This is a genomic window from Streptomyces sp. NBC_00016 (assembly GCF_045040885.1).
GTDB lineage: Bacteria > Actinomycetota > Actinomycetes > Streptomycetales > Streptomycetaceae > Streptomyces > Streptomyces coriariae.
In genome coordinates, this window is the sequence record NZ_CP108304.1 from 2,551,629 (window position 1) to 2,574,915 (window position 23,287).

At 70.4% G+C, this 23,287-nt stretch carries 21 protein-coding genes and 2 pseudogenes; 16 read left to right on the forward strand and 7 right to left on the reverse strand.

Annotation, left to right across the window (positions count from 1 at the left end; genetic code table 11):
- Positions 1 to 93: 93 nt before the first annotated feature.
- The 13 genes from OG933_RS11200 to OG933_RS11260 all read left to right on the forward strand — a co-directional run bounded on the left by OG933_RS11200 (position 94) and on the right by OG933_RS11260 (position 11,711).
- Positions 94 to 1,425, forward strand: coding sequence for a hypothetical protein (locus OG933_RS11200; protein ID WP_405626812.1), 1,332 nt, complete (start codon positions 94 to 96; stop codon positions 1,423 to 1,425).
- A gap of 17 nt (positions 1,426 to 1,442) precedes the next feature.
- Positions 1,443 to 2,015 (forward strand): GNAT family N-acetyltransferase, encoded by a 573-nt coding sequence (locus tag OG933_RS11205; RefSeq protein WP_405626814.1) that lies wholly within the window; start codon positions 1,443 to 1,445, stop codon positions 2,013 to 2,015.
- Positions 2,016 to 2,165: 150 nt separating this feature from the next.
- The gene (locus OG933_RS11210) at positions 2,166 to 2,249 is read left to right on the forward strand and encodes a putative leader peptide (RefSeq protein WP_309486338.1); all 84 of its coding nucleotides are present in this window, start codon (positions 2,166 to 2,168) and stop codon (positions 2,247 to 2,249) included.
- Between the two features lie 179 nt (positions 2,250 to 2,428).
- The gene (locus OG933_RS11215; protein ID WP_405626816.1) at positions 2,429 to 4,126 is read left to right on the forward strand and encodes a nitrite/sulfite reductase; all 1,698 of its coding nucleotides are present in this window, start codon (positions 2,429 to 2,431) and stop codon (positions 4,124 to 4,126) included.
- Positions 4,123 to 4,302 (forward strand): hypothetical protein, encoded by a 180-nt coding sequence (locus OG933_RS11220; protein ID WP_054243299.1) that lies wholly within the window; start codon positions 4,123 to 4,125, stop codon positions 4,300 to 4,302. Before OG933_RS11215 ends, OG933_RS11220 begins: the two co-directional genes overlap by 4 nt.
- Positions 4,299 to 5,009, forward strand: a complete 711-nt coding sequence (locus OG933_RS11225) for a phosphoadenylyl-sulfate reductase (protein WP_405626818.1) — start codon at positions 4,299 to 4,301, stop codon at positions 5,007 to 5,009. Before OG933_RS11220 ends, OG933_RS11225 begins: the two co-directional genes overlap by 4 nt.
- 5 nt (positions 5,010 to 5,014) lie before the next feature.
- Positions 5,015 to 5,614, forward strand: coding sequence for an adenylyl-sulfate kinase (cysC, locus tag OG933_RS11230; RefSeq protein WP_362525080.1), 600 nt, complete (start codon positions 5,015 to 5,017; stop codon positions 5,612 to 5,614).
- Positions 5,611 to 6,549, forward strand: coding sequence for a sulfate adenylyltransferase subunit CysD (gene cysD / locus OG933_RS11235; protein WP_362525083.1), 939 nt, complete (start codon positions 5,611 to 5,613; stop codon positions 6,547 to 6,549). The genes cysC and cysD overlap by 4 nt, the downstream gene beginning before the upstream one ends.
- A gap of 2 nt (positions 6,550 to 6,551) precedes the next feature.
- Positions 6,552 to 7,886: a sulfate adenylyltransferase subunit 1 gene (locus OG933_RS11240; protein WP_405626822.1), complete on the forward strand. Its 1,335-nt coding sequence runs from the start codon at positions 6,552 to 6,554 to the stop codon at positions 7,884 to 7,886.
- A 235-nt stretch (positions 7,887 to 8,121) separates the two neighbouring features.
- Positions 8,122 to 9,234, forward strand: coding sequence for an aliphatic sulfonate ABC transporter substrate-binding protein (locus OG933_RS11245; protein ID WP_267021307.1), 1,113 nt, complete (start codon positions 8,122 to 8,124; stop codon positions 9,232 to 9,234).
- A 34-nt stretch (positions 9,235 to 9,268) separates the two neighbouring features.
- Positions 9,269 to 10,057 (forward strand): ABC transporter ATP-binding protein, encoded by a 789-nt coding sequence (locus OG933_RS11250; RefSeq protein ID WP_362525090.1) that lies wholly within the window; start codon positions 9,269 to 9,271, stop codon positions 10,055 to 10,057.
- Entirely contained in the window at positions 10,044 to 10,943 is a 900-nt protein-coding gene (locus tag OG933_RS11255) for an ABC transporter permease (protein ID WP_405626824.1), read from the forward strand. The genes OG933_RS11250 and OG933_RS11255 overlap by 14 nt, the downstream gene beginning before the upstream one ends.
- A gap of 6 nt (positions 10,944 to 10,949) precedes the next feature.
- Positions 10,950 to 11,711, forward strand: a complete 762-nt coding sequence (locus tag OG933_RS11260) for a sirohydrochlorin chelatase (RefSeq protein WP_362525094.1) — start codon at positions 10,950 to 10,952, stop codon at positions 11,709 to 11,711.
- A gap of 257 nt (positions 11,712 to 11,968) precedes the next feature.
- On the opposite strand, the gene OG933_RS11265 is transcribed toward OG933_RS11260, so the two are convergent.
- Together OG933_RS11265 and OG933_RS11270 are read right to left on the reverse strand one after the other, a co-directional pair.
- Positions 11,969 to 12,568 carry a TIGR03086 family metal-binding protein gene (locus OG933_RS11265; protein WP_362525097.1) on the reverse strand — a complete coding sequence of 200 codons (600 nt, stop codon included), beginning with the start codon at positions 12,566 to 12,568 and terminating at the stop codon, positions 11,969 to 11,971.
- A 26-nt stretch (positions 12,569 to 12,594) separates the two neighbouring features.
- Positions 12,595 to 13,666, reverse strand: a pseudogene (locus OG933_RS11270) (ketopantoate reductase family protein).
- Positions 13,667 to 13,768: 102 nt separating this feature from the next.
- Between OG933_RS11270 and OG933_RS11275 the strand changes: the two are divergent.
- Positions 13,769 to 14,638, forward strand: a complete 870-nt coding sequence (locus OG933_RS11275; protein WP_405626827.1) for a transglutaminase-like domain-containing protein — start codon at positions 13,769 to 13,771, stop codon at positions 14,636 to 14,638.
- Here OG933_RS11275 and OG933_RS11280 read toward each other — a convergent pair.
- Positions 14,610 to 15,158, reverse strand: a complete 549-nt coding sequence (locus OG933_RS11280) for a DUF1697 domain-containing protein (RefSeq protein WP_405626830.1) — start codon at positions 15,156 to 15,158, stop codon at positions 14,610 to 14,612. The genes OG933_RS11275 and OG933_RS11280 overlap by 29 nt on opposite strands.
- 442 nt (positions 15,159 to 15,600) lie before the next feature.
- Between OG933_RS11280 and OG933_RS11285 the strand changes: the two genes are divergently transcribed.
- On the forward strand, positions 15,601 to 17,868 hold the full coding sequence (locus tag OG933_RS11285) for an MMPL family transporter (protein WP_362525106.1): 2,268 nt from the start codon (positions 15,601 to 15,603) through the stop codon (positions 17,866 to 17,868).
- Positions 17,869 to 18,064: 196 nt separating this feature from the next.
- On the opposite strand, the pseudogene mgt reads toward OG933_RS11285, so the two are convergent.
- The 4 genes and pseudogenes from mgt to OG933_RS11305 form a co-directional block, all read right to left on the reverse strand.
- Positions 18,065 to 19,307, reverse strand: a pseudogene (mgt, locus tag OG933_RS11290) (macrolide-inactivating glycosyltransferase).
- A 15-nt stretch (positions 19,308 to 19,322) separates the two neighbouring features.
- Positions 19,323 to 19,913: a hypothetical protein gene (locus OG933_RS11295; protein ID WP_405626833.1), complete on the reverse strand. Its 591-nt coding sequence runs from the start codon at positions 19,911 to 19,913 to the stop codon at positions 19,323 to 19,325.
- Entirely contained in the window at positions 19,910 to 21,451 is a 1,542-nt protein-coding gene (locus OG933_RS11300) for an ATP-binding protein (RefSeq protein ID WP_405626834.1), read from the reverse strand. Before OG933_RS11300 ends, OG933_RS11295 begins: the two co-directional genes overlap by 4 nt.
- Positions 21,448 to 22,140, reverse strand: coding sequence for a response regulator transcription factor (locus tag OG933_RS11305; protein ID WP_362525112.1), 693 nt, complete (start codon positions 22,138 to 22,140; stop codon positions 21,448 to 21,450). The genes OG933_RS11300 and OG933_RS11305 overlap by 4 nt, the downstream gene beginning before the upstream one ends.
- 140 nt (positions 22,141 to 22,280) lie before the next feature.
- Between OG933_RS11305 and OG933_RS11310 the strand changes: the two genes are divergently transcribed.
- On the forward strand, positions 22,281 to 23,237 hold the full coding sequence (locus OG933_RS11310) for a DUF3152 domain-containing protein (protein ID WP_405626836.1): 957 nt from the start codon (positions 22,281 to 22,283) through the stop codon (positions 23,235 to 23,237).
- Positions 23,238 to 23,287 lie beyond the last annotated feature (50 nt).

The window sequence follows — 23,287 nt, forward strand, 5'->3', positions numbered from 1 at the left end:
CGACTGCCGTAGCATCCCTCTACGGGTCACCCCACCTGCTCCTCGGTCAACGTACGGATCATCAGGCGCAGTTGGCCCGCCTCGGGAGGGCAAATGAAGCAACGCGGCCGACACCGCCGGCGCAGACGAGGCAGGGCACTGCGCGCGTTCCTGTCCGGAACCGCCCTCGCGCTCACCGCTGCCGCCACCATGATCAGCGCCTCTCAGGCAACGGTCACGGACGACGGGCCCGGGGACCTGAAACCGCTGACCACCTCGGCCGAGACCGGAAAACTGCGTCTCACGGAGAACCGGGTACCGCAGGCCTCCCTGGACCGGCTCGCCGCGGGAATGGGGCGGCCGGTCGGCGTCGGCGCGGTACTGGACGGGGCCGACCGCACCCTGCGGGACGCGATCGACTGCTCGGCCACCGAGCGCAGGGCTCTGCCCGTCTCCCCCGCGGCCTCGCGTGCCTACTGCTGGAACACCGACGACACCGAGGGCTGGCAGCCGGGCGCGGTCACCACCTCGGGGGACGCGGACGACGACGGCGTCTGGGGCTCGAACCGGGTGATCCTCTCCGGCTGGTCGCGCAGCGGCGGCACGGCCGCCGACCGGGGTCTGGCCCGGGTCGGCTTCGTGAACGCGGGCGACCTGAACCACCTCACCTACACCTGGGCACTGCTCGCCGTCCCGGTGGACGAGGGGCGGGACTACCGGGGGCTGGTCTCGCATGTCTCCGGGATGGTCTGGTACCAGGACAAACTGCTGGTCACCGCCGACGAGGGGGACCGGGCCGCGCTCTATGTGTACGACATGAACCGGGTCCAGCGGGCCGGCGTCGCCGGTGCCGCGGTCGGGCGGGTGCCGGGCGGCTGGTCCGCAAACGGTTACCGCTTCGTACTGCCGGCCATCGGTTCCTACGAGCTCAGCGGGGACTCCGACGCCCCGCACCCCGCAACCGTTTCCCTCGACCGCAGCACCGCGCCGGACAGCCTGGTCGCCGGGGAGTGGACGCTCGACGACGGCGACCGCAAGGCCCGCCTGTGGCGCTACCCCTTCAGCACCGCCCCCGGCCACGAGGGGCTGCTCGCCACGAGCGCGACCGGCCGGGTACGGGCCTCGGAGGCGTACGAGACGAAGGTGACGGGCGTACGAGGCGTGCTGTCGTACGGGGAGGAGTGGTACGTGACCCGTGCCGCCGGCCCGCGGGACAAGCAAGGGACGCTGTGGCGGCAGGACACCGGCAAGAGTGACGACAACAAGGACGACAACAACACGGACACGTCCGAGGCGGCCGTGTGCGGCGCCGAGGAAACGCACAGCTGCTGGAGCCCGCAGACCGAATCCCTTTCCTACTGGGAGGCGACCGGCGAGGTCTGGACCCAGTCGGGACGAACGCTCTTCGCGCTGCCGCTGGCCTCGATCGACAGAACAACCGGGTAGATGATTCCCTGACGGGCATGACCAACATCCCCGTGACCACCTGGTCCCTGGAGCAGACCGACCCGAATGACGTCCTCCCGGCCGCCGCGCCCGAGGGTGACGTCCGGATCGTCCGCTCCGAGGTCCCCTCCCCCGAGTTCAGTCGTTTCCTGTACGCGTCCGTCGGCGGGGACATCCGCTGGATCGACCGGCTGCGCTGGACGCACGCGCAGTGGCAGGAGCATCTGGCGCGTCCGGGGGTCGAGACCTGGGTCGCCCACGACCGGGGCACGCCGGCCGGGTACGTGGAGCTGGAGCCGCAGGACGACGGCGCCGTAGAGATCGTTTACTTCGGCCTGCTCCCGGCCTTCCGGGGACGGCGCATCGGCGGGCACCTGCTGGCGTACGGCGCCGCCCGGGCGTGGGACCTCGCGGACCGCTGGCCGGGACTGCCGGGGACCAAGCGGGTGTGGCTGCACACGTGCAGCCTGGACGGCGAGCACGCCATGGACAACTATCAGCGACGCGGTTTCAAGCTGTTCGACACCAAGGTCGAGGAGCAGCCCGAGGTGTCCGCCCCGGGCCCCTGGCCAGGCGCTCTCCCCGCCTGACTCTTCGCCCATACCGGCTGTGACCTGCGCCGACAAGAGGCCCCGCGGGTCATGTGATCGACGACACCCTTGTCTCACATTTCGGGACCAGGGTGTCCGCATCGCGGACGAAGCTGGACTGTGTCCAGATCGCCGTGACACGCTTTCGCCATGTCCGGAACTGGAATTGCCTTGGTGAGTCGGCGGCACGTCGACCTCGGCCGCATGTCCAGCGCCATCTGTCCGGCGAGCTGACGAGCCGCAGCACCGCCGACATCTCCGTTCGAGCCTCCCGCCTGCGCAATGACGCGCACGTAAGCTCCATGCGCCCGCGCGCGCAGGTCAGAGCCGCCCGCCCGTCACCCGACCGCCACCCCCGCCGGACGGCGCTACGCGCCGACACCTCCTCCGCTGTCCCGAAGGACGTATCAACCATGGCCGCCACCCCGCAGAACCCTGCCGCCGCGACTCCCCGCCGCAAGGTGAGCCGTCACCGCGGTGAGGGCCAGTGGGCCGCGGGACACTTCACCCCGCTCAACGGCAACGAGCAGTTCAAGAAGGACGACGACGGTCTCAATGTGCGGACACGCATTGAGACGATCTACTCCAAGCGGGGTTTCGACTCGATCGACCCCAACGATCTGCGCGGCCGGATGCGCTGGTGGGGCCTGTACACCCAGCGCAAGCCGGGGATCGACGGCGGCAAGACGGCGATCCTGGAGCCGGAGGAGCTGGACGACAAGTACTTCATGCTGCGGGTCCGCATCGACGGCGGCCGGCTCACCACCGAGCAGCTGAGGGTGATCGGCGAGATCTCGCAGGAGTTCGCCCGCGGCACCGCCGACCTCACCGACCGGCAGAACGTCCAGTACCACTGGATCCGCATCGAGGACGTGCCCGAGATCTGGAACCGCCTCGAGGCGGTCGGCCTGTCCACCACCGAGGCCTGCGGTGACACGCCCCGGACGATCCTCGGCTCGCCGGTGGCCGGCATCGCCGAGGACGAGATCATCGACGGCAGCCCGGCCGTGGAGGAGATCAGCCGCCGGTTCATCGGCAGCAAGGAATTCTCCAACCTGCCGCGCAAGTTCAAGACGGCGATCTCCGGATCCCCGCTGCTGGACGTCGCCCACGAGATCAACGACGTCGCTTTCGTCGGCGTCGAGCACCCGGAGCACGGCCCCGGCTTCGACCTGTGGGTCGGCGGTGGGCTCTCCACCAACCCGAAGATCGGCGTCCGGCTCGGCGCCTGGGTCCCGCTGGACGAGGTCCCGGACGTCTGGGCGGGCGTGATCGGCATCTTCCGCGACTACGGCTACCGGCGTCTGCGCACGCGGGCGCGCCTGAAGTTCCTGGTCGCCGACTGGGGCCCGGAGAAGTTCCGGCAGATCCTCGAGGACGAGTACCTCGAGCGCAAGCTCGCCGACGGCCCGGCGCCCGCCGCCCCCGTCGAGCGCTGGCGCGACCACGTCGGTGTGCACCGCCAGCAGGACGGCCGTTACTACGTCGGTTTCGCCCCGCGTGTCGGCCGCGTGGACGGCGCCACCCTGACGAAGATCGCGGAGCTCGCCGAGGCACACGGCTCGGGCCGGGTGCGAACCACCGTCGAGCAGAAGATGATCGTCCTCGACGTCGAGGAGGGGCAGGTCGAGTCGCTGGTCGAGGCGCTGGAGGCGCTGGACCTGACCGCCAAGCCCTCCCCCTTCCGGCGCGGCACCATGGCCTGCACCGGCATCGAGTACTGCAAGCTCGCCATCGTCGAGACCAAGCAGCGCGGCTCCGCGCTGATCGACGAACTCGAGCGCCGCATCCCGGAGTTCGACGAGCCGATCACCATCAACATCAACGGCTGCCCGAACGCCTGCGCCCGCATCCAGGTCGCGGACATCGGCCTCAAGGGTCAGCTCGTCCTGAACGACCGGGGCGAGCAGGTCGAGGGCTTCCAGGTGCACCTGGGCGGCGCGCTCGGGCTGGAAGCCGGTTTCGGCCGCAAGGTCCGTGGTCTGAAGGTCACTTCGGAGGAACTGCCGGACTACGTGGAACGCGTGCTGAAGCGGTTCCAGGACGAGCGCGAGGACGGCGAGCGGTTCGCCGTCTGGGCCACGCGCGCCAGCGAGGAGGCCCTCTCATGAGCGAGCGGGCCGCACCCTTCTACTGCCCCTACTGCGGCGACGAGGACCTGCGTCCGAGCGAGCAGGGCCATGGCGCCTGGGAATGCGCGGCATGCAACCGTGCATTCCAGCTGAAGTTCCTCGGGCTGCTCGCCCGGGGCGTTCAGCGCACCGACCCGGGAGGGGACCGGATATGACGACGCTTCAGGAAGGCCGTACGACCGAGGAGTTGAAGGCGCTCGCCGAACAGGCGGGCCGCGACCTGGAGGAGGCCTCCGCGCTGGAGATCCTCCAGTGGGCGGTGGACACCTTCGGCAAGCAGTTCTGCGTGACGTCCTCGATGGAGGACGCCGTGGTCGCGCACCTGGCGTCCCGGGTCCGCAAGGGCGTGGACGTGGTGTTCCTCGACACCGGTTACCACTTCCCCGAGACCATCGGCACCCGGGACGCGGTCGAGGCGGTGATGGACGTCAACGTCATCACGCTCACCCCGCGTCAGACGGTCGCCGAGCAGGACGCCGAGTACGGGCCGAAGCTGCACGACCGCGACCCGGACCTGTGCTGCAAGTTGCGCAAGGTGCAGCCGTTGGAAGAGGGACTCAAGGGCTACCGGGCCTGGGCCACCGGCCTGCGGCGCGACGAGTCCGCGACCCGGGCGGGAACTCCGGTCGTCGGCTGGGACGACAAGCGGCAGAAGGTCAAGGTCTCGCCCATCGCCCGCTGGACCCAGGACGACGTCGATGCCTACATCACCGAGCACGGCGTACTGTCCAACCCCCTGCTGATGGACGGTTACGCCTCCGTCGGCTGCGCCCCCTGCACCCGCCGGGTCCTGGCGGGCGAGGACGCGCGCGCCGGCCGCTGGGCGGGACGCTCGAAGACCGAGTGCGGGCTGCACGGCTGACCGCGATGACCTCGAACTCGACGAACACCCCCACGCCCACCCCCACTTCAACGAACCGGGAGAACCACGTGACGACCGGAGCCACCGTCTGGCTCACGGGTCTGCCGAGCGCCGGCAAGACCACCATCGCGTACGAGCTGGCAGGCCGACTGCGCGAGGAGGGCCACCGCGTCGAGGTGCTCGACGGCGACGAGATCCGCGAGTTCATCTCCGCGGGCCTCGGTTTCAGCCGCGAGGACCGGCACATCAACGTGCAGCGCATCGGTTTCCTGGCCGAACTGCTCGCCCGCAACGGCGTCAAGGCGCTGGTCCCGGTGATCGCGCCGTACACCGACAGCCGGGAAGCGGTGCGCAAGCGCCATCAGGAGAGCGGAACCGGTTACCTGGAGGTGCACGTGGCGACCCCGGTCGAGGTGTGCTCGGTCCGGGACGTGAAGGGTCTGTACGCCAAGCAGGCGGCGGGCGAGCTGTCCGGGCTCACCGGGGTCGACGACCCCTACGAGGCCCCTGAGTCGCCGGACCTGCGGATCGAGTCCCAGGACCAGACCGTGCAGGAGTCCGCGGCGTCGCTGTACGCCCTGCTCACCGAGAGGGGACTGGCATGACGACGACCGTCGCCGAGGCCGAGGAGGGCACGGCCAGCCCGTACGCCCTCAGCCACCTGGACTCGCTGGAGTCCGAGGCGGTGCACATCTTCCGCGAGGTGGCGGGCGAGTTCGAGAACCCGGTGATCCTGTTCTCGGGCGGCAAGGACTCCATCGTCATGCTGCACCTGGCCCTGAAGGCGTTCGCCCCCGCCCCGGTCCCCTTCTCGCTCCTGCACGTCGACACCGGGCACAACTTCCCCGAGGTCCTCGAATACCGCGACCGGGTCGTCGACGCGCACGGACTGCGCCTCCATGTGGCCTCCGTCCAGGAGTACATCGACCGCGGCACGCTCCGCGAACGACCCGACGGCACGCGCAACCCGCTCCAGACGCTGCCGCTGACGGAGAAGATCCAGTCCGAGAAGTTCGACGCCGTCTTCGGCGGCGGACGCCGCGACGAGGAGAAGGCCCGCGCCAAGGAACGGGTTTTCTCCCTGCGCGACGAGTTCTCCCAGTGGGACCCCCGCCGCCAGCGCCCGGAGCTGTGGAACCTCTACAACGGCCGCCACGCACCCGGTGAGCACGTGCGGGTGTTCCCGCTGTCCAACTGGACCGAGCTCGACGTCTGGCAGTACATCGCCCGGGAGGGCATCGAACTGCCCGAGATCTACTTCGCACACGACCGGGAGGTCTTCCGGCGCGGTGGGATGTGGCTGACCGCCGGCGAGTGGGGCGGGCCGAAGGACGACGAGACCGTCGAGAAGCGCCTCGTGCGCTACCGGACCGTCGGCGACATGTCCTGCACCGGCGCCGTCGACTCCGACGCGGTGACGCTCGACGACGTCATCGCCGAGATCGCCGCCTCCCGGCTCACCGAGCGCGGCGCCACCCGCGCCGACGACAAGATGTCCGAGGCCGCGATGGAAGACCGCAAGCGCGAGGGGTACTTCTAAGCATGAGCACGATCACCTCCGAGGAACTCTCGGCCACGACCCTGCTGCGGTTCGCCACGGCCGGTTCCGTCGACGACGGCAAGTCCACACTCGTGGGCCGGCTCCTGCACGACTCCAAGTCGATCCTCAGCGACCAGCTGGAGGCCGTGGAGCGCGCCTCGGCCAACCGCGGCCAGGAAGCCCCCGACCTGGCGCTCCTCACCGACGGCCTGCGCGCCGAGCGCGAGCAGGGCATCACCATCGACGTGGCCTACCGCTACTTCGCCACGCCCCGGCGCCGCTTCATCCTCGCCGACACGCCCGGTCATGTGCAGTACACCCGCAACATGGTGACGGGTGCCTCCACGGCCGAACTGACGGTGATCCTGGTCGACGCCCGCAACGGGGTTGTGGAACAGACCCGCAGGCACGCGGCGATCGCGGCCCTGCTCCGGGTTCCGCACGTCGTTCTCGCCGTCAACAAGATGGACCTGGTCGAGTACAGGGAAACCGTCTTCGCGGAGATTGCCGAGGAGTTCACGGCGTACGCGAGCGAGCTCGGTGTTCCCGAGGTCACCGCGATCCCGATCTCCGCGCTCGCCGGTGACAACGTGGTGGATCCGTCGGCGAACATGGACTGGTACGGCGGGCCGACCTTCCTGGAACACCTGGAAAAGGTTCCCGTCAGCCACGACCTGGCGCACTGCCACGCACGGCTGCCGGTGCAGTACGTGATCCGTCCGCAGACCGCCGAGCACCCGGACTACCGGGGGTACGCGGGCCAGATCGCGGCCGGCACGTTCCACGTGGGCGAGGCGGTGACGGTCCTGCCGTCCGGCCGTACCTCGACGATCTCCGGCATCGACCTGCTGGGCGAGCCGGTGGACGCGGCGTGGACGACCCAGTCGGTGACCGTGCTGCTCACGGACGACATCGACATCTCGCGCGGCGACCTGATCGTGCCCACCAAGGACGCGCCGCCCACCACGCAGGACGTCGAGGCGACCGTGTGCCACGTGGCCGACCAGCCGCTGACCGTCGGGCACCGGGTGCTGATCAAGCACGGCACCCGCACGGTCAAGGCGATCGTCAAGGACATCCCGTCCCGTCTCACGCTCGACGACCTGTCCCTGCACCCGCACCCGGGACAGCTCGTCGCCAACGACATCGGCCGCGTGAAGATCCGTACCTCGGAACCGCTTCCGGTGGATTCCTACGCCGACTCCCGTCGCACCGGCTCGTTCATCCTGATCGACCCGGCGGACGGCACCACGCTCACCGCGGGCATGGTCGGCGAGTCGTTCGCATCGCCGGAGCCGGTCAAGGACGAGTCCGACGACGACGGTTGGGACTTCTGAAAATGACCACAACCGACTTCTACTCCACGTTCGCGAAGGAGGGCGGCCGCGTCGGCAGCGGCGCCCTCGGCAGCGGGCAGGGCGGAGTGGCGCGATGTGCGCTCTGACGTACGCGCACTGCCTGCGCGCCCCGTCCCCCCACCCGCCGTCCCGGAAGCGACGAAAACCCTTTGCCGATTTCCCGGCCACGACCTGAAAACCCGTGACCGCCGGGCCAACGAGAGGAACCCCTCCCGTGCCTGCCAACCGCTCAGCTCTTCTTCGCCGCGGCATCGCCGCCGTAGCGGCCCTTCCCCTGCTCGCCCTCGCCGCCTGCGGTTACGGTTCCGACGCCAAGGACGACAACGCCAACGAGAAGGTCGCCGCCGGATCGGAGAAGATCGACGGGCTCGACACCGTCAAGATCGGCTACTTCGGCAACCTGACGCACGCGACCGCACTGGTCGGACGTGAACAGGGCATCTTCCAGAAGGCGCTGGGCGCCACCAAGGCGTCGTACGCGACCTTCAACGCGGGCCCCTCCGAGATCGAGGCGCTGAACGCCGGTTCCATCGACATCGGCTGGATCGGCCCCTCCCCCGCGATCAACGGCTTCACCAAGTCCGCCGGCAAGAGCCTGCGCATCATCGGCGGTTCGGCGTCCGGCGGTGTGAAGCTCGTCGTCAACCCGGACAAGGTCAAGTCCCTCAAGGACGTCAAGGGCAAGAAGATCGCCACGCCTCAGCTCGGAAACACGCAGGACGTGGCGTTCCTGAACTGGATCGCGGACCAGGGCTGGAAGGTGGACGCGCAGAGCGGCAAGGGCGACGTCACCGTTGTCCGCAGCGACAACAAGGTGACCCCGGACGCTTTCAAGGCCGGTTCGATCGACGGTGCCTGGGTGCCGGAGCCGACCGCGTCCAAGCTGGTCGCCGAGGGCGGCAAGGTGCTGCTCGACGAGGCGTCGCTGTGGCCCGACAAGAAGTTCGTGATCACGAACATCATCGTGTCGCAGAAGTTCCTCAAGGAGCACCCGAAGGTCGTCGAGGCGGTGCTGAAGGGTTCGGTCGACTCCAACAAGTGGATCAACGCCAACCCGGCGGCGGCGAAGGCGGCGGCGAACAAGCAGCTGGAGGCGGACTCCGGCAAGGCGCTGCCGACCGAGGTGCTGGACCCGGCGTGGACGTCGATCCAGTTCATCAACGACCCGCTGGCCTCCACGCTCAACGCCGAGGCGGAGCACGCGGTCAAGGCGGGTCTGCTGGAGAAGCCCGACCTCAAGGGCATCTACGACCTGAGCATCCTGAACAAGGTCCTCAAGGCCGAGGGCGAGTCCACGGTCGACGACGCCGGTCTCGGCGTCAGCTGATCGGAATCCGATGAGTCCCCAGGAGGTGACGACCATGGCAACGACCTTCGCCAAGGCCGCCGAGTCCGCGGAGTCCGTGGAGTACGCGGCCCGGCTTGAGCACGTCTCGAAGTCCTTCGCCGGGCCGGGTGGGCAGCAGCTCGTCCTGGACGACATCACTCTCGATGTCGCTCCCGGCGAGTTCGTCACCCTCCTGGGGGCTTCGGGCTGCGGCAAGTCCACTTTGCTCAACCTGGTGGCGGGGCTCGACGAGCCCACCGCCGGCTCCATCACGACGGACGGCCGTCCGGCGCTGATGTTCCAGGAGCACGCCCTCTTCCCGTGGCTGACCGCGGGCAAGAACATCGAGCTCGCCCTGAAGCTCCGGGGTGTCGCCAAGCCCGAGCGGCGCGACAAGGCCGAGGAGCTCCTCGAGCTGGTCCGGTTGAAGGGCGCGTACGGAAAGCGTGTTCACGAGCTTTCCGGCGGTATGCGGCAGCGCGTGGCGTTGGCCCGCGCGCTGGCGCAGGAGAGCAACATCCTGCTGATGGACGAGCCGTTCGCGGCGCTGGACGCCATCACACGGGATGTGCTGCACGACGAACTGACCCGGATCTGGGGGGAGACGGGACTGTCCGTCCTCTTCGTCACGCACAACGTGCGGGAGGCGGTGCGGCTCGCGCAGCGGGTCGTCCTGCTGTCCTCCCGGCCCGGCCGGGTGGCGCGCGAGTGGACGGTCGACATCCCGCAGCCGCGCCGGATCGAGGACGCCCCGGTGGCGGAACTGTCCATCGAGATCACCGAAGTCCTGCGTGGGGAGATCCGCCGTCATGGCCAGCACTGAGACGAAGACGACGGTGACGAAGGCGGTTACCACCGAGCTTGCCGGGGTGGAGGCGGGGCTCGACGCGCTGGACGTCGTGGCTCCCACCGGACGTACGCCCTTTCGGCGGACCTTCATCGACAAGATCCTGCCGCCGATCCTGGCGACCTTGCTGCTGCTGATCGTCTGGCAGATCACCTTCAAGATCGTCGACGACCCGACCAAGCTGGTCTCCCCCGCGGACGTCTGGCGGACGCTCCAGGACGCCTGGCTCGAGGGCAAGCTGCTCGGCTACATCTGGACCAGCGTCTCGCGCGGTCTGCTCGGCTTCCTCTTCGCGCTGGCGATCGGCACCCCGCTGGGTCTGCTGGTGGCACGCGTGAAGTTCGTGCGGGCGGCGATCGGTCCGATCCTGTCCGGTCTCCAGTCGCTGCCGTCGGTGGCATGGGTGCCGCCGGCCGTGCTGTGGCTGGGTCTGAACAACTCGATGATGTACGCGGTGATCCTGCTCGGTGCGGTGCCGTCCATCGCCAACGGGCTGGTGTCCGGCGTCGACCAGGTGCCGCCGCTGTTCCTGCGGGCGGGCCGCACGATGGGCGCGACGGGGCTGAAGGGAACCGTGTACATCACGTTGCCGGCCGCCCTGCCGGGATATGTGGCGGGTCTGAAGCAGGGCTGGGCGTTCTCGTGGCGTTCGCTGATGGCGGCGGAGATCATCGCGTCCTTCCCCGACCTCGGCGTCGGCCTGGGGCAGTTGCTGGAGAACGGGCGCAACGCCAGTGACATGTCGATGGTGTTCGAGGCGATCCTGCTCATCCTGTTCGTCGGCATCGCCATCGACCTGCTGATCTTCAGTCCGCTGGAGCGGTGGGTGCTGCGCAGCCGTGGTCTGCTGGTGAAGAGCTGAAGTCCCATGTACAGGAAACCGGTTCCTCCCGTTCTCGTGGTGATTGCCCACGGCAGTCGTGACCCGCGGCATGCCGCGACCGTGCACGCCCTGGTGCGGCGGGTGCGGTCGTTGCGGCCGGGCCTGCGGGTAGAGACCGGTTTCCTGGACTTCAACATCCCCTCCGTGCAGGGGGTGCTGGAGTCGTTGGCGGCGGAGGGCGTTCGTGACGTGGTGGCGCTGCCGCTGCTGCTGACCCGAGCGTTCCACGCGAAGGCGGACATCCCGGCGGTCCTGCGGGATGCTCCGGCACAGCTGCGGATCGGACAGGCCGACGTGCTCGGCCCGTCGCCGCTGCTGCTCGCCGTCCTCGAACGACGGCTGTACGAGGCCGGCCTGACGCCCGCCGACAAGTCCTCGACCGGGGTCGTGCTGGCCTCGGCGGGGTCCACGGACCCGGAGGCGATCGCAGTGATCGCAGAAATCGCGCGGGAGTGGCGGCGCACCGGTTGGTGTGCCGTGCGGCCTGCGTTCGCCTCCGCCGGTTCTCCCTCGGGGTTCCCGCGCACCGAGGACGCGGTTCGCGAACTGCGGGCGCTGGGGTGCTCGCGGGTCGCCGTCGCGCCGTACGTCCTGGCCCCCGGCTTCCTGCCGGACCGCATCGCGCGAGGCGCGGCCGAAGCCGACGTCCTGGCCGATGTGCTGGGTCCGGCGCCGGAGGTGGCGCGGGTGCTGCTGGAACGTTACGACGCGGCGCGTACACCGGCGCTGGCGGCCGTCGGCGCCTGACCGCGGTGGGCCCCCTCGCGCCGCGCGGGGAGCTCTTTCCGTTTCGGTACCGGTTACTGTCCGATCCCGTCTTTGCTTGCGGTACCGGCTTCTCTTTCTGATCCCGTTTCTGCCGCGGGACCGGCTTCTCTTTCGACAGCGGTTTCCGTTGCGACAGCGGTTTCCGTTGCGACAGCGGTTTCCGTTGCCGTACCCGTTCCGGCCACACCCCGCACGCAGCACCCCGCACCCCGCCGCGGCCGGCCCGGGGTGATCGCTCAGCGGTTCACGTGTGCGGCGCCCTGCCGGGGATCGCGGCCGCTCGCCGCCAGCGCCCGCTCGAACACCGGGGCGTCCTCCGCCACCGGCACCAGCGCCGCGAAGCCGTCGTACTGGCGGTAGAGGTCGCCGTACCGTTCGACGACGTCGAGGACGAAGCGGGCCGCGTCGTCCGAGATGCTGAACTCCTGGTCGGTGGCGACCGCCACGTCCCAGCCGTGCACCGCCATCTCCTTGACGATCATCGCGGCGATCTCGGCGGCGGGCATCGCGGCCGTTCCCAGGTCGACCTCGCCCTCCCACACGGTCGGCTCCGCCCAGGCCGCGACCGCGCGCTCCAGCTGGTCGGCGTACGCCTCGGCCCAGTGCGGGTCGGCGGTGAAGTCGCGGGCGACCAGGTCGTCGGGGAGCTGCTTGCGCAGGGCGCGGTGTTCGAGGCCGTGGGAGGTGTAGAGGACCCAGTGGTCGACCAGGGTGCGGACATCCCAGCCCGGGCAGTGCGTCGGGTCGGTCAACCGGGCCGCCGGGACACCGCGGGCGACGCGTGACGCCTCGGCGGCGCATTCGGACATGTACTGGTGCGTCTCGTCGTACTTCATGGGGCCCACGCTAGGCAGCGGGGTGCTCAGGACTCTTGAACAAACGCGACAGCGCCGGCGGACCGGTCCTCGGCCAGTCGGAACAGTTCCGGCAGCGGCAGGGAACCGGGTGCCCTCCGCTCCCGGGCGAACTGGTTGGCAAGCCGTTGCAGCAACTCGTTCAGCGGGGTCGGTACGCCGTGCAGACGGCCGAGGAGAGTGATCTCGCCGTTGAGGTGGTCGGCCTCGATGCTGCCCGCACCGCGGCTGAGGGACTGCCAGGAGGAGCCGCCGCCGCGCGGGGCACCGTCGAGCGGGACGAGGGTGACCTTGTCGCCGCGCAGGGCCTGCTGCTCCTCGGTGCTCGTCCACACGATCCCGGCGGCGCGCAGCACGGCCTCGCCCTCGGCCCGCACCCTCGCGTACAGCGCCTCCGCCCCGGGGTCGTCCACCGGGCCGCTCACCGCTTCCAGGGCGTTTCCGAGGTTGGACAGCAGCTTCGCGTACTGCCAGCGGGAGACGTCGGGTACGACCGGCGCCTCGAAGTGCGCCTTCTCCAGGTCGGCGGCGATACGACGGGCCGTGTCGTCGGTGCCGTGCGGGTACCGGCCGAGGTGAAGGATGCCGGTGAGCGGGGTGCCGGCGGCGGAGACGACACCCGGTTCGACATGAGTGGCGGGCAGCCAGACGCAGACGCCGTAGACGTGCCGGAAGCGGCGCAGGGCGAGGCGCGGGCTCTCCACCCCGTTCTGCGCGCAGACCAGGGGCAGTCTCCCCCACTCTCGACTACGCTCGAGCGGGAGGTGCCCCCATCGCGGCCGTGCCGCCGCCCTCGACCGGGGCCGGGCCCCAGACCTGGAGTGCCGCCTCGGTGTCCTGGGTCTTGACGGCGAGGAAGAGGACGTCGTCGGGGCGCAGCGTGCCGAGCGCGTCCGGTCCGTCGACGACGGGCAGCCGGTACGTCCGTTCGCCCTGCGGAACCCTGAGCCGCAGTCCGCCCTCCGTGAGCGCCGCCCGGTGCGCGCCGCGTGCGACCAGCACGACCTCGTGCCCGGCCTGCGCCAGTCGTCCGCCGACGGTGCCGCCGATCGCCCCTGCCCCGATGATGATGTACCGCATGGGACGAGCCTCGCACAGTCGTGTGTACGCGCCGTCAAGAGCGTGGGAAACGATTTCGTACGAGGTTGACCTTGTCCCTGGGGCAGGGCCGAGGGTCCGGGCATGGACGACTTCTACCTGCGGCAGACGCCGTACAGCGACCCGGGCGACCTGGATGTCTCCGACCTGCCCACCGATCCTCGCGAACTCGCCCTGCTCGTGCGCGGTCTGATGGTGCATCGGCTGGAGGGGGAACGCGTCGGGTACGAGATTCCCGAGGAACGGTTGCACCATGACGCCGAGTCCCGGTACGTGACCGGGATCCTGCGGATCCTGCGGGCGCGCAAGGACGCCCCGCTCACCCGACGGCGGTCCTACGACGAGCAGTTCGTGGGCACGTGCCGGGACTACTCGCTGCTGCTGTGCTCGCTGCTGCGGGCGACCGGGACGCCGTCCCGGATCCGCGGCGGGTACGCGACCTACTTCGTCGAGGGCTTCCACGACGACCACTGGGTCACCGAGTACCGCCTCCCGGACGGTACTTGGCGGCTGGCCGACGCACAGGTGTCCGCCGCCTTCTACGAGGTGTCCTTCGACCCGATGGACGTGCCGCGGAACGGTTTCCTGGTCGCCGGGCAGGCATGGCGGGCGTGCCGGGCGGGCGCGGCGGACCCGGAGACGTTCGGGGTGTGGGCCGATCCCGGTCTCAGGGGTCTGCCGCTCGTCCTCAACAGTGTGGTCCTGGACCTCGCCGCCCGTAACGGCACGGAACCGCTTCCCTGGGACGGCTGGGGGCTGTCGGGGTTGCGGAAACACGACTCGCTCACCGAGGACGATCTGGCCCTCGTGGACGCCGTGGCCGCCGCCCGCACCCACGAGGAGGCTCGTGGGCTCTACGCCGATCCGCGGCTCGTCGTGCCCCGCGAGATCCTCTCCCTGGCGCCCTTCCACGGCCTGCGCACGGTCACGCTTGCGTCATCTCCACCAGTTTGACGACGGTGTTCCAGTTCCGGGTGGTGGCGATGAGCCCCTTGTTCACTCGCGGCTTCGACAGTTGCTCGGCGAGCTTGGACCGGCCGAGGCCCTCGGGGGCGTAGAGGTACAGGACGCGGTCGCCGAGGCGGAACTCCTCGGGGAGGTGGGCGGCCTGGTCGATCCCGGCGTAGCGCTCCGCTTCGACGCGGGTGGAGAAGTACGTGGCGTGGAGTTGTTTGGCCTCCAGCTCGGCGGCCGGGAACGGGCAAGCGTCGGCAACCGCTTCCAGATAGGCGTGGTCGCGAACGATCACGCCGACGGCGAAGCCGAAGTGTTTCTCGATCGCCGCCGTGAGCTCGGCGGCGAGGCGTTCCTCGTCCCCGTGCGCGGAGGAGAAGACGGCCTGCCCGCTCTGGAGGTAGGTGCGGACGTCGTCGAGACCGAGCCCCTCCAGCAGGGTGCGCAGTTCGGCCATCGGGACCTTCCTGCTGCCGCCCACGTTGATGCCGCGCAGCAGTGCCGCGTACGTCGTCGTCATCCGCTCACCTTAAGCGGCCGTCGTGCCCCGTGGGGGTGGGCACGACGGCCGCGGCCGGGGTGGGGCTTCGGGCGAAACTCTGGCCGATCGGCGGGACGCGGAGCAACAACTGCCGGACATCTCCACAGGCTCGTGACTTGTCCAACAAACTTTCGTAATCACCATTCCGGCCTTAACCCCCGAACTGCCCGACAGCCTGTCCCGGCGGCCTGCCCGGCGGCCGCGTCACCGGCCGCACCCTGATCGTCATCCCCTAGATCCCCGGATAGATGTAGGGGGCCTCTGTCCTCCCCAGCGGTGAGACGGCGGGGTCCGACGGGAGGACTCGGGTGTCCGGCACCTCACCGGGCAGCACGACGAGATGGCTTTATCCAGCCCATACCTTCGAATCTGAAGGTGGCGGCAGGGGGTTGCCACCGCATCACAAGAGGGCAGGCCCGTCATGGGGAACGGAGATATACGGGTGCGGGGCTTCGCCGCGCGGGCCGGCGGCTGGAGCGCCCGGCACCGATGGGCCGCCGTGGGCATCTGGGTGCTGTTCGTCGTCCTGGCCATGGGGATCGGCTCGGCGGTGGGCACGGTCGAGGTCAAGGAGAGCGACCAGCTCGGGGGCGAGACCCACACGGCCGCCCGGATCATCGAGGACGCCGGCATCGACGAGCCGGCCAGTGAGACGGTCCTCGTCCAGTCGAAGGACGGCTCCGTCAAGGCCACGGACGCGGACTTCAAGGCCGCCGTCGCGGCGGTCGTCGCGGCCGTGGAGAAGACCGGCAAGGTCACCGACGTGACCTCGCCCTACGACTCGGACACGATCTCCGAGGACGGTCGCAGCGCGCTCGTGCAGTTCGACATGCGCGGCGACTCCGAAACCGCGGGCGAGCGGGTCGAGCCGGTTCTCGAGGCCGTCGCGGGGGTCCAGAAGGACCACTCCTCGCTGCGAATCGAGGAGATCGGCGGCGCCAGCATGATGAAGACGTTCGACGACGCGTTCGGCGACGACTTCCAGCAGGCGGAGTACTCCGCCGTGCCGGTGGCCCTGGGCATTCTGCTGATCGCGTTCGGCGCGCTGGTGGCGGCGCTGCTGCCGGTGGCGCTCGCGGTCACCGCGATCATGGCGACAATGGGCCTGATGAGCATCGTCAGCCACTTCCAGCCGATGGACGACACGGCGAGCTCCGTGATGCTGCTGGTCGGTCTGGCCGTCGGCGTCGACTACTGCCTGTTCTACCTGCGCCGGGAGCGCGAGGAGCGGGCCGCGGGACGTGATCCGGAAACCGCTCTCAGGATCGCCGCGGCGACCAGCGGCCGTGCCGTGATCGTCTCCGGTGTCACCGTGTGCGTGGCGATGGCGGGCATGCTGTTCACCGGGCTCGCGACGTTCGAGGCGATGGGGCTTGCTTCCCTGATGGTGGTCGCGGTCGCCATGGTCGGTTCGGTGACCGTGCTGCCCGCGCTGCTGTCGCTGCTCGGCCGGCGGGTGGAGAAGGGCCGGATCCCGTTCCTGCACCCCGACAAGCGCCGCAAGAACGGCAACGGCGGACGTGCCGACGAGGGCAGCCGGTTCTGGAGCGCCGTCCTCAAGGTCGTCCTCGCCAAGCCCGGTGTGTCGCTGGTCGTGGCGGCCGGCGTGCTGCTCGCGATCGCCGCTCCGGCGGTCGGCATGAAGACCCAGAACCTCACCCTGGACCAGGAGTTCGGCGACTCGCTGCCGATCGTGCAGACCTACAACCGGGTCAACGACGCCTTCCCGGGCGGCTCCGAACCGGCCGAGGTGATCGTCAAGGCGGACGACATCAACGCCGCCGAGGTGAAGACCGCGCTCGCGGAGTTCAAGGAGCGGGCGGTCAGCTCGGGTGCCTCCCGCGGTCCGGTCGAGATCAAGCTGCACGACGCGCAGAACATCGCCTACGTGTACGTTCCGCTGGTCGGCGGCTCCGACCTGGACAAGGCGGGTACGAGCCTGGACAAGCTGCGCGACGAGGTTCGGCCCGCGACGCTGGGCAAGGTCGACGGCCTCCAGGCGCCGATCACCGGTCAGGTGGCCGGCTCGAAGGACTTCAACGACCAGCTGGCCGGAGCCGTCGCTCCCGTCTTCGCGTTCGTCGTGGTCTTCGCCTTCCTGCTGATGCTGCTGTCGTTCCGCTCGCTGACGGTCGCGATCACCTCGATCGTGCTCAACCTGCTGTCGGTGGGGGCCGCCTACGGCATCCTGGTCGCCGTCTTCCAGCACGGCTGGGGCGCGTCGCTGGTGGGCGCGGAGGGCGTCGGCGCCATCATCACCTGGCTGCCGCTGTTCCTCTTCGTGATCCTGTTCGGCCTGTCGATGGACTACCACGTGTTCGTGGTCTCGCGGATCCGCGAGGCGCGGATGCGGGGCCGTTCGACGAACGAGGCCATCAAGCACGGGGTGGTCACCACGGCCGGTGTGGTCACCAGCGCCGCGGTCATCATGGTCGCCGTGTTCGCCATCTTCGGAACGCTGTCCATGCAGTCCATGAAGCAGATGGGCGTGGGCCTGGCGGCCGCGGTGCTGATCGACGCGACGATCATCCGGGGTGTGCTGCTCCCGGCCGTGATGGCGCTGCTGGGCGAGCGCAACTGGTACCTGCCGAAGTGGCTGCACTGGCTGCCCGACCTCACGCACGACGAGTCGCCCGAGGCGGTCGCGCCCGTGGCCCGCGACGACGAGGGCGAGCCGCTGCGGGTCTGACGCCGGCCGAAGCCCGCTGAAGCGGTCCGAACCGAGGGCCCGTTGACCTCCCGGGGGAGTCAACGGGCCCTCACTCACGCCCGGTTCGGCGTCCGTCCCGCTGTACGGCGTCCGGCGTCCGGCCCACTATCCGTTACCGTCCGGGGCCGGACGGGCGGCGGTCGAGGGCCGGTTCAGGACGCTTCGGGACGGTTGTTCAGGACCGCTGCCTCATCAGCTCGGCCTCGATGAGGTCCACCGCCCGGCGGGTGCCGCCCTCGTCCGCCGTCTCCGCCTGGAGCGCCTTGAGCCGACGGGCCACTTCCGGGTCGTCGACGAGCGCGAGGGCGGCTTCCCGCAGGGTCTCGGCCGTCACCTCGGGCGTGGCGAGCTGCCGGGCCACCCCGAGCCCCCGGAGCATGTCCGCGTTGCCGAACTGGTCGACGGCCTGCGGTACGGCGATCATCGGCGTGGCCGTGGCCAGACCCTCCTGGCTGCCGCCCGCTCCGGCGTGCGTGACGAACAGATCGGCCTGCCTCAGGACAGCCAACTGCGGTACCCAGGAACGTACTTCGACGTTGTCGGGCACGGGGCCCAGCGCGGCGGGGTCGACGTGCCTGCCGATCTGGAGCACGAGGTACCAGCCGGGCATCTCACCGAAGGCGCGCACGCACTCCCGGTAGAAGTCCGGCTGGTCGGTGAAGGTCGAACCCAGCGAGACGAGGACGACCTTCTCCGCCCGCTCGGGGCGCGTCCACTCCCCCTCGGCGGCGCGGTCGCCCTGGCAGGCGCCGACGAACGTGTAAACGCTTTCGTCGACCCGGTCGGCGTGCGGCTGGAGCGCCCTGGGGATCAGCACGAGGGAGCGGGCCGGGCGGCCGACGAAGGAATCGGGGTGCTCGGTGATCCCGTTCTCCTCCAGCCAGGCGTGGAACCGAGCGTAGTAAGCCTTTCCGCGCTCCGTTTCCCTCGGCTCCGCCCACATCGGTTCGGCGATCTCCTCCTCGTAGCCCTTCCAGGCGACCAGGTTGGGCGAGAGGGAGATCGCCGGCACACCCCAGCGGTGGGCGAGGACTCGGGCCGGGTAGGCGGTGATGTCGTGCAGCACCAGGTCCGGCTCGTCCCCGTCGTACGCCCCGATCAGCTGGGGCAGGGCCTGGATCGCGTCGGCCAGGAAGGGCTCGACGTTGTCGAGGAGGGTGCTCCCCCAGGCGGAGGGGTCGTCGTCGGGCGCGGGCAGCGTCGAGTGCCACGGCTTGACCTCGGCGCCGGTTGCGGCGACCTTCTCGGCGAAGACGGGCGGAACCGCGTACGTCACCCGGTGCCCGCGCGCGACGAGCTCGCGGATCACCTCGAGGCTCGGGTTCACGTGGCCGTGGGCGGCGATGGAGAACATGGCGATATGGGCGGGGCGACTGGTCATACCGCCGACGGTAAGCGAGACGAAACGTCTCGTGCAACTTGAATAGCGCGGGTCAGCGCTCGGGGCAGCGCTCGTCGGATCCCTCGACGCTCCGCCCGCGCGCGTTCGTCACCTTCACGGTCACGGCCTCCACGCCGGTGCCGGTGTCCGTGATGCGCTGTGCCTCCGCTGCCGTACAGATCAGCTGCGCCGTCGCGAGGTCGCTCAACTCCTCGCCGACATACCGCAGGTGGATCGACACCACGCCACTTCGTGCGTTCACCGACACGGCGGCCGACGCGGCGGCCTCGGCGGCGGAACCGTCGGACGGACCGGCGGCGGGAGGCACGCTCACGAGGGGCGTCGGGGCGGATGTCGGGGCGGCCGTCAGCGGGGGCAACAGCGTGGTCAGTCGCTTCGCCCGTTCCGTTTCCGTCGGGCCCTCGAGCAGGTTCATCACCGCCGACTCGGCGTCGACCGCGCCGACGGGCCTGCGGGGGACGGCGACCAGGGAACCGTTTTCGACGAGGTAGACCCGCAGCATCGGCACGAGCCCGTGCGCGGGTCCGCCCGCCTCCACCACACCGGTCGCCGGAATACCGCAGGAGACCAGCGTCCACAGCGCCGGGACGCACAGCAGCACGACTCGACGTACGCCCCTCATGCTCGCTCCTCTCGCGTCGGCTCGCCCCTTGTCGGCTCGTCCGGCGTCGGCTCGTCCCGCCACAGCGGGAGGTCCACCGTGAAGACGGCGCCGCCGTCCGGCCGGTTCGCCGCCCGGACCGTGCCGCCGTGCATCCGGACGTTCTCCTCGGTGATCGCCAGCCCCAGTCCGCTGCCCTCGGTCCGGGACCGGGCGGCGTCCGACTTGTAGAAGCGTTCGAAGACATGAGGCAGCACGTCGTCGGGGATACCGGGCCCGCTGTCCAGCACCTCGATGACAGCCCGCCGTCCGGTGCCGGACCCCTCGCCCCCGGCGCCGCCCTCGTGGAGGCTCAACCGCACCGGACGGGCGCCGTGCCGCAGGGCGTTGCCGACCAGGTTGGCGACGACGACGTCGAGGCGGCGCGGGTCGACACGTCCGCGCAGCGCGTCCGGCCCCGGCAGGCGGGCCTCCACCGTGTCGGTCCAGCCCCTGGCGGCGAGGGTGCGCCGGAGGGACTCGGCGAGGTCGATCTCGTCCAGATGGAGCACGGCCGCGCCCGCGTCGAACCGGGAGATCTCCATCAGGTCGTCCACGAGCCGGGCCAGCTTCACGGTCTCCTCGCTGATCAGCCGGACCGCGGTGGCGGTGTCCGGGTCGAGGCCGGCGGCGTCCTCGTCGAGGACGTCGGTGACGGCCGACATGGCCGCCAGCGGAGTGCGCAGCTCGTGCGAGACATCCGCGGCGAAACGCCGGGCCCGGGCCTCCATGCCGCGCAGTTCGGCGACCGACTCCTCCAGGGCGGCGGCCGTCTCGTTGAACGTGTGCGACAGCTCGGCGAGTTCGTCGGAGCCGTCGACGGCGAGGCGGGTGTCCAGCCGGCCCTCGGCGATGCTGCGGGTGGCGTCGCGCAGTGCGCGTACCGGCCGCAGCACCCCGCGGGCGGCGAGCAGCGCGAGCAGGACGGCGAGGGCCAGGGCAGGGACGGCGGCCCGCTCAACGGCGGTCACCAGGGCGTCCACATAGGCCTGTTCGGTGGTCTGCGGCACCGTCAGGAACACCTGGAGGCCGGACAGGGGCCACCTGCTCGACGCGGTGGAGGTGAAGGCGACCGACATCCCGACGACGAGGGCGGTGTGGTCCGCGCGGTTCACCCGCTGGAAGACGGTGGCCGACCGGGAGTCGACCGCCTCGCGCAGGGCGGGCGTCAGCTCCTCGAACGGGTCGTCGGGGACGGACGTGGCCTCCTGCCCGCGGTAGACGACGAGCACGCGCCAGGCGCCCGACGGCTCGGCGCCGGCCACCTCGGCGGCGAACCGGCGCAGTTCGTCCCGGCCGGCGGGCAGGACGAGCTCGGGGGCGAGCCGGGTGACCTGGGTGCGCAGCAGCTCGATCACGGCGTCCTGGCTCTGCTGGAGCACTCCGGTGCGCGCCTCCCGGAAGGTGAGCGCGCCGGTGGTGGTGACGGTGACAGCGGCGACCAGCGCGAACGCCACCACCAGCCGCACGCGCAGACCACGCAGCCGGTGCGCCCTGACCCGGGTCCCCAGGGGCCTCACCGGGAGGCGAACCGGTAGCCGAAGCCGCGCACGGTGTGGATGTGGCGGGGCTCGCGCGGGGGCTCGCCCAGCTTGGCGCGCAGTCGCTTGACGCAGGCGTCCACCAGGCGCGCGTCGCCGTGGTAGCTGTGCTGCCAGACCGCCTCGAGGAGTTGCTGGCGGCTGAACACCTGGCCGGGCGAGGCCGACAGGGTCAGCAGCAGTCGCAGTTCGGAGGGGGCGAGGGCGACCGGCTCCCCCTGCCAGGTGACCGAGAGTCCGGCCCGGTCGACGGCCAGGTCGCCGTAGGTGTCGATCTTCGGTATGCCGCCGTCGGCGGGCACGCCGGCCGCCCGTCGCAGGACGGCGCGGATCCGGGCCTGGAGCACCCGGGCCGGCACGGGCTTGACCACGTAGTCGTCGGCGCCGGCTTCCAGACCGACAACGATGTCCTCGTCGTCGCCCCGCGCGGTCGCCATGATGATCGGCAGTGTCTGGTCCAGGTCACGCATCCTGCGGCAGACGTCCAGGCCGGTCATACCGGGCAGCATCAGGTCCAGCACCACGACGTCGGGCCGGAAGGACCGCAGCCGGTTCAGGCCGTCCTCCCCGGTCTCGGCGGCGGCGACCTCGTGGCCCTGACGGCGCAGCGCCAGGGCGACGCCGTCCCGTACGGCGCGGTCGTCCTCGATCAGCAGAACTCGTGGCATGCGCTCAGTATCCGTACGCCGTCGGCCCGTTCGGAGAACTGTTACCGGATGATCACATGAAACGGAACTGATCGAGTCGTTATCATTTCGTTATCGTCCGGGCCAGATCCGATCACATGGCGATCACAATCTGAACAACCATGACCGCGCACAAAGCAACTCCTTCCTCCGCCCGTCGCCGTCGGAGCGGCCCCGCGCACGCTTGCGGCCGACGCGTGCGGAAGGGTTCGGTGTGGGGTGGGACGGCCGCACTGGCCGTACTGGGAGCCGCCGGTTTCGCGGCCGTGGGCTGGACGTCCGCCGACGCGGGCGGGGCCTCGGCCGAGGGCCGCGCCACCGCGTCCGCCGAGCCGGGCGGATCCGGGGAGTCCGGTTCCGCGCCCACCGGGCCGACGGCAGGCTCCGGGGCCGCAGCAGGCGCCTCGGGCAGCCCGTCGGCCGGTCCGTCCGCCGGGTCGTCCGGCGGTGCTTCCGGTGGTGCGTCGGCCGGAGCATCCGGCAGCTCGACCACCGGGCCTTCCGCGTCGGACATCCCCGCCTCGGGCCCGGGCACCTTCACCACCGCCTCCGGATCGAGCGCCAAGGTGGGCAAGGGCACGGCCCTGCGCTACCGGGTCGACGTCGAGGACGGCCTCTCCCTGTCCGCAGCGGTCGTGGCCCGTCAGGTGGAGATCATCCTGGGCGACCGGCGCGGCTGGACGGCGGACGGTCACTCGGCGTTCCGGCGGGTCTCCGGCGGGACCACCGACTTCGTCGTACGGGTCGCGACACCGGGCACCGTGGACAAGATCTGCGGGGAGTACGGACTGGACACCGGCGGCGAGGTCAACTGCAGTGTGGCCGACAACGTCATGGTCAACCTCAAGCGCTGGCTGCTGGCCACCCCCGTCTACGCCAAGGACGTCACCGCCTATCGCGCGCTGATCGTCAACCACGAGGTGGGCCACTTCCTCGGCCACGGCCACGTCGGCTGTCCCGGCCCGGGCAGGCCGGCCCCGGCGATGATGCAGCAGATCAAGGGCATGGACGGCTGCGTCCCCAACGTCTGGCCGTACGACGACCGGGGACAGCCGGTCACCGGTCCCGCCGTTCCCTGAAAGGGCCGTTCACCGCCGGGAGCGCGCCTTCACCGCGGAGAGCCCGCCTT

Excerpts from the sequence above, each read along its gene's own strand:
- OG933_RS11200 (WP_405626812.1), top strand. The coding sequence starts at position 94 with ATGAAGCAACGCGGCCGACACCGCCGGCGCAGACGAGGCAGGGCACTG.
- OG933_RS11205 (WP_405626814.1), top strand. The coding sequence starts at position 1,443 with ATGACCAACATCCCCGTGACCACCTGGTCCCTGGAGCAGACCGACCCG.
- OG933_RS11210 (WP_309486338.1), top strand. The coding sequence starts at position 2,166 with ATGTCCGGAACTGGAATTGCCTTGGTGAGTCGGCGGCACGTCGACCTC.
- OG933_RS11215 (WP_405626816.1), top strand. The coding sequence starts at position 2,429 with ATGGCCGCCACCCCGCAGAACCCTGCCGCCGCGACTCCCCGCCGCAAG.
- OG933_RS11220 (WP_054243299.1), top strand. The coding sequence starts at position 4,123 with ATGAGCGAGCGGGCCGCACCCTTCTACTGCCCCTACTGCGGCGACGAG.
- OG933_RS11225 (WP_405626818.1), top strand. The coding sequence starts at position 4,299 with ATGACGACGCTTCAGGAAGGCCGTACGACCGAGGAGTTGAAGGCGCTC.
- cysC (WP_362525080.1), top strand. The coding sequence starts at position 5,015 with ATGACCTCGAACTCGACGAACACCCCCACGCCCACCCCCACTTCAACG.
- cysD (WP_362525083.1), top strand. The coding sequence starts at position 5,611 with ATGACGACGACCGTCGCCGAGGCCGAGGAGGGCACGGCCAGCCCGTAC.
- OG933_RS11240 (WP_405626822.1), top strand. The coding sequence starts at position 6,552 with ATGAGCACGATCACCTCCGAGGAACTCTCGGCCACGACCCTGCTGCGG.
- OG933_RS11250 (WP_362525090.1), top strand. The coding sequence starts at position 9,269 with ATGGCAACGACCTTCGCCAAGGCCGCCGAGTCCGCGGAGTCCGTGGAG.
- OG933_RS11255 (WP_405626824.1), top strand. The coding sequence starts at position 10,044 with ATGGCCAGCACTGAGACGAAGACGACGGTGACGAAGGCGGTTACCACC.
- OG933_RS11260 (WP_362525094.1), top strand. The coding sequence starts at position 10,950 with ATGTACAGGAAACCGGTTCCTCCCGTTCTCGTGGTGATTGCCCACGGC.
- OG933_RS11265 (WP_362525097.1), bottom strand. The coding sequence starts at position 12,568 with ATGAAGTACGACGAGACGCACCAGTACATGTCCGAATGCGCCGCCGAG.
- OG933_RS11275 (WP_405626827.1), top strand. The coding sequence starts at position 13,769 with ATGGACGACTTCTACCTGCGGCAGACGCCGTACAGCGACCCGGGCGAC.
- OG933_RS11280 (WP_405626830.1), bottom strand. The coding sequence starts at position 15,158 with ATGACGACGACGTACGCGGCACTGCTGCGCGGCATCAACGTGGGCGGC.
- OG933_RS11285 (WP_362525106.1), top strand. The coding sequence starts at position 15,601 with ATGGGGAACGGAGATATACGGGTGCGGGGCTTCGCCGCGCGGGCCGGC.
- OG933_RS11295 (WP_405626833.1), bottom strand. The coding sequence starts at position 19,913 with ATGAGGGGCGTACGTCGAGTCGTGCTGCTGTGCGTCCCGGCGCTGTGG.
- OG933_RS11305 (WP_362525112.1), bottom strand. The coding sequence starts at position 22,140 with ATGCCACGAGTTCTGCTGATCGAGGACGACCGCGCCGTACGGGACGGC.
- OG933_RS11310 (WP_405626836.1), top strand. The coding sequence starts at position 22,281 with ATGACCGCGCACAAAGCAACTCCTTCCTCCGCCCGTCGCCGTCGGAGC.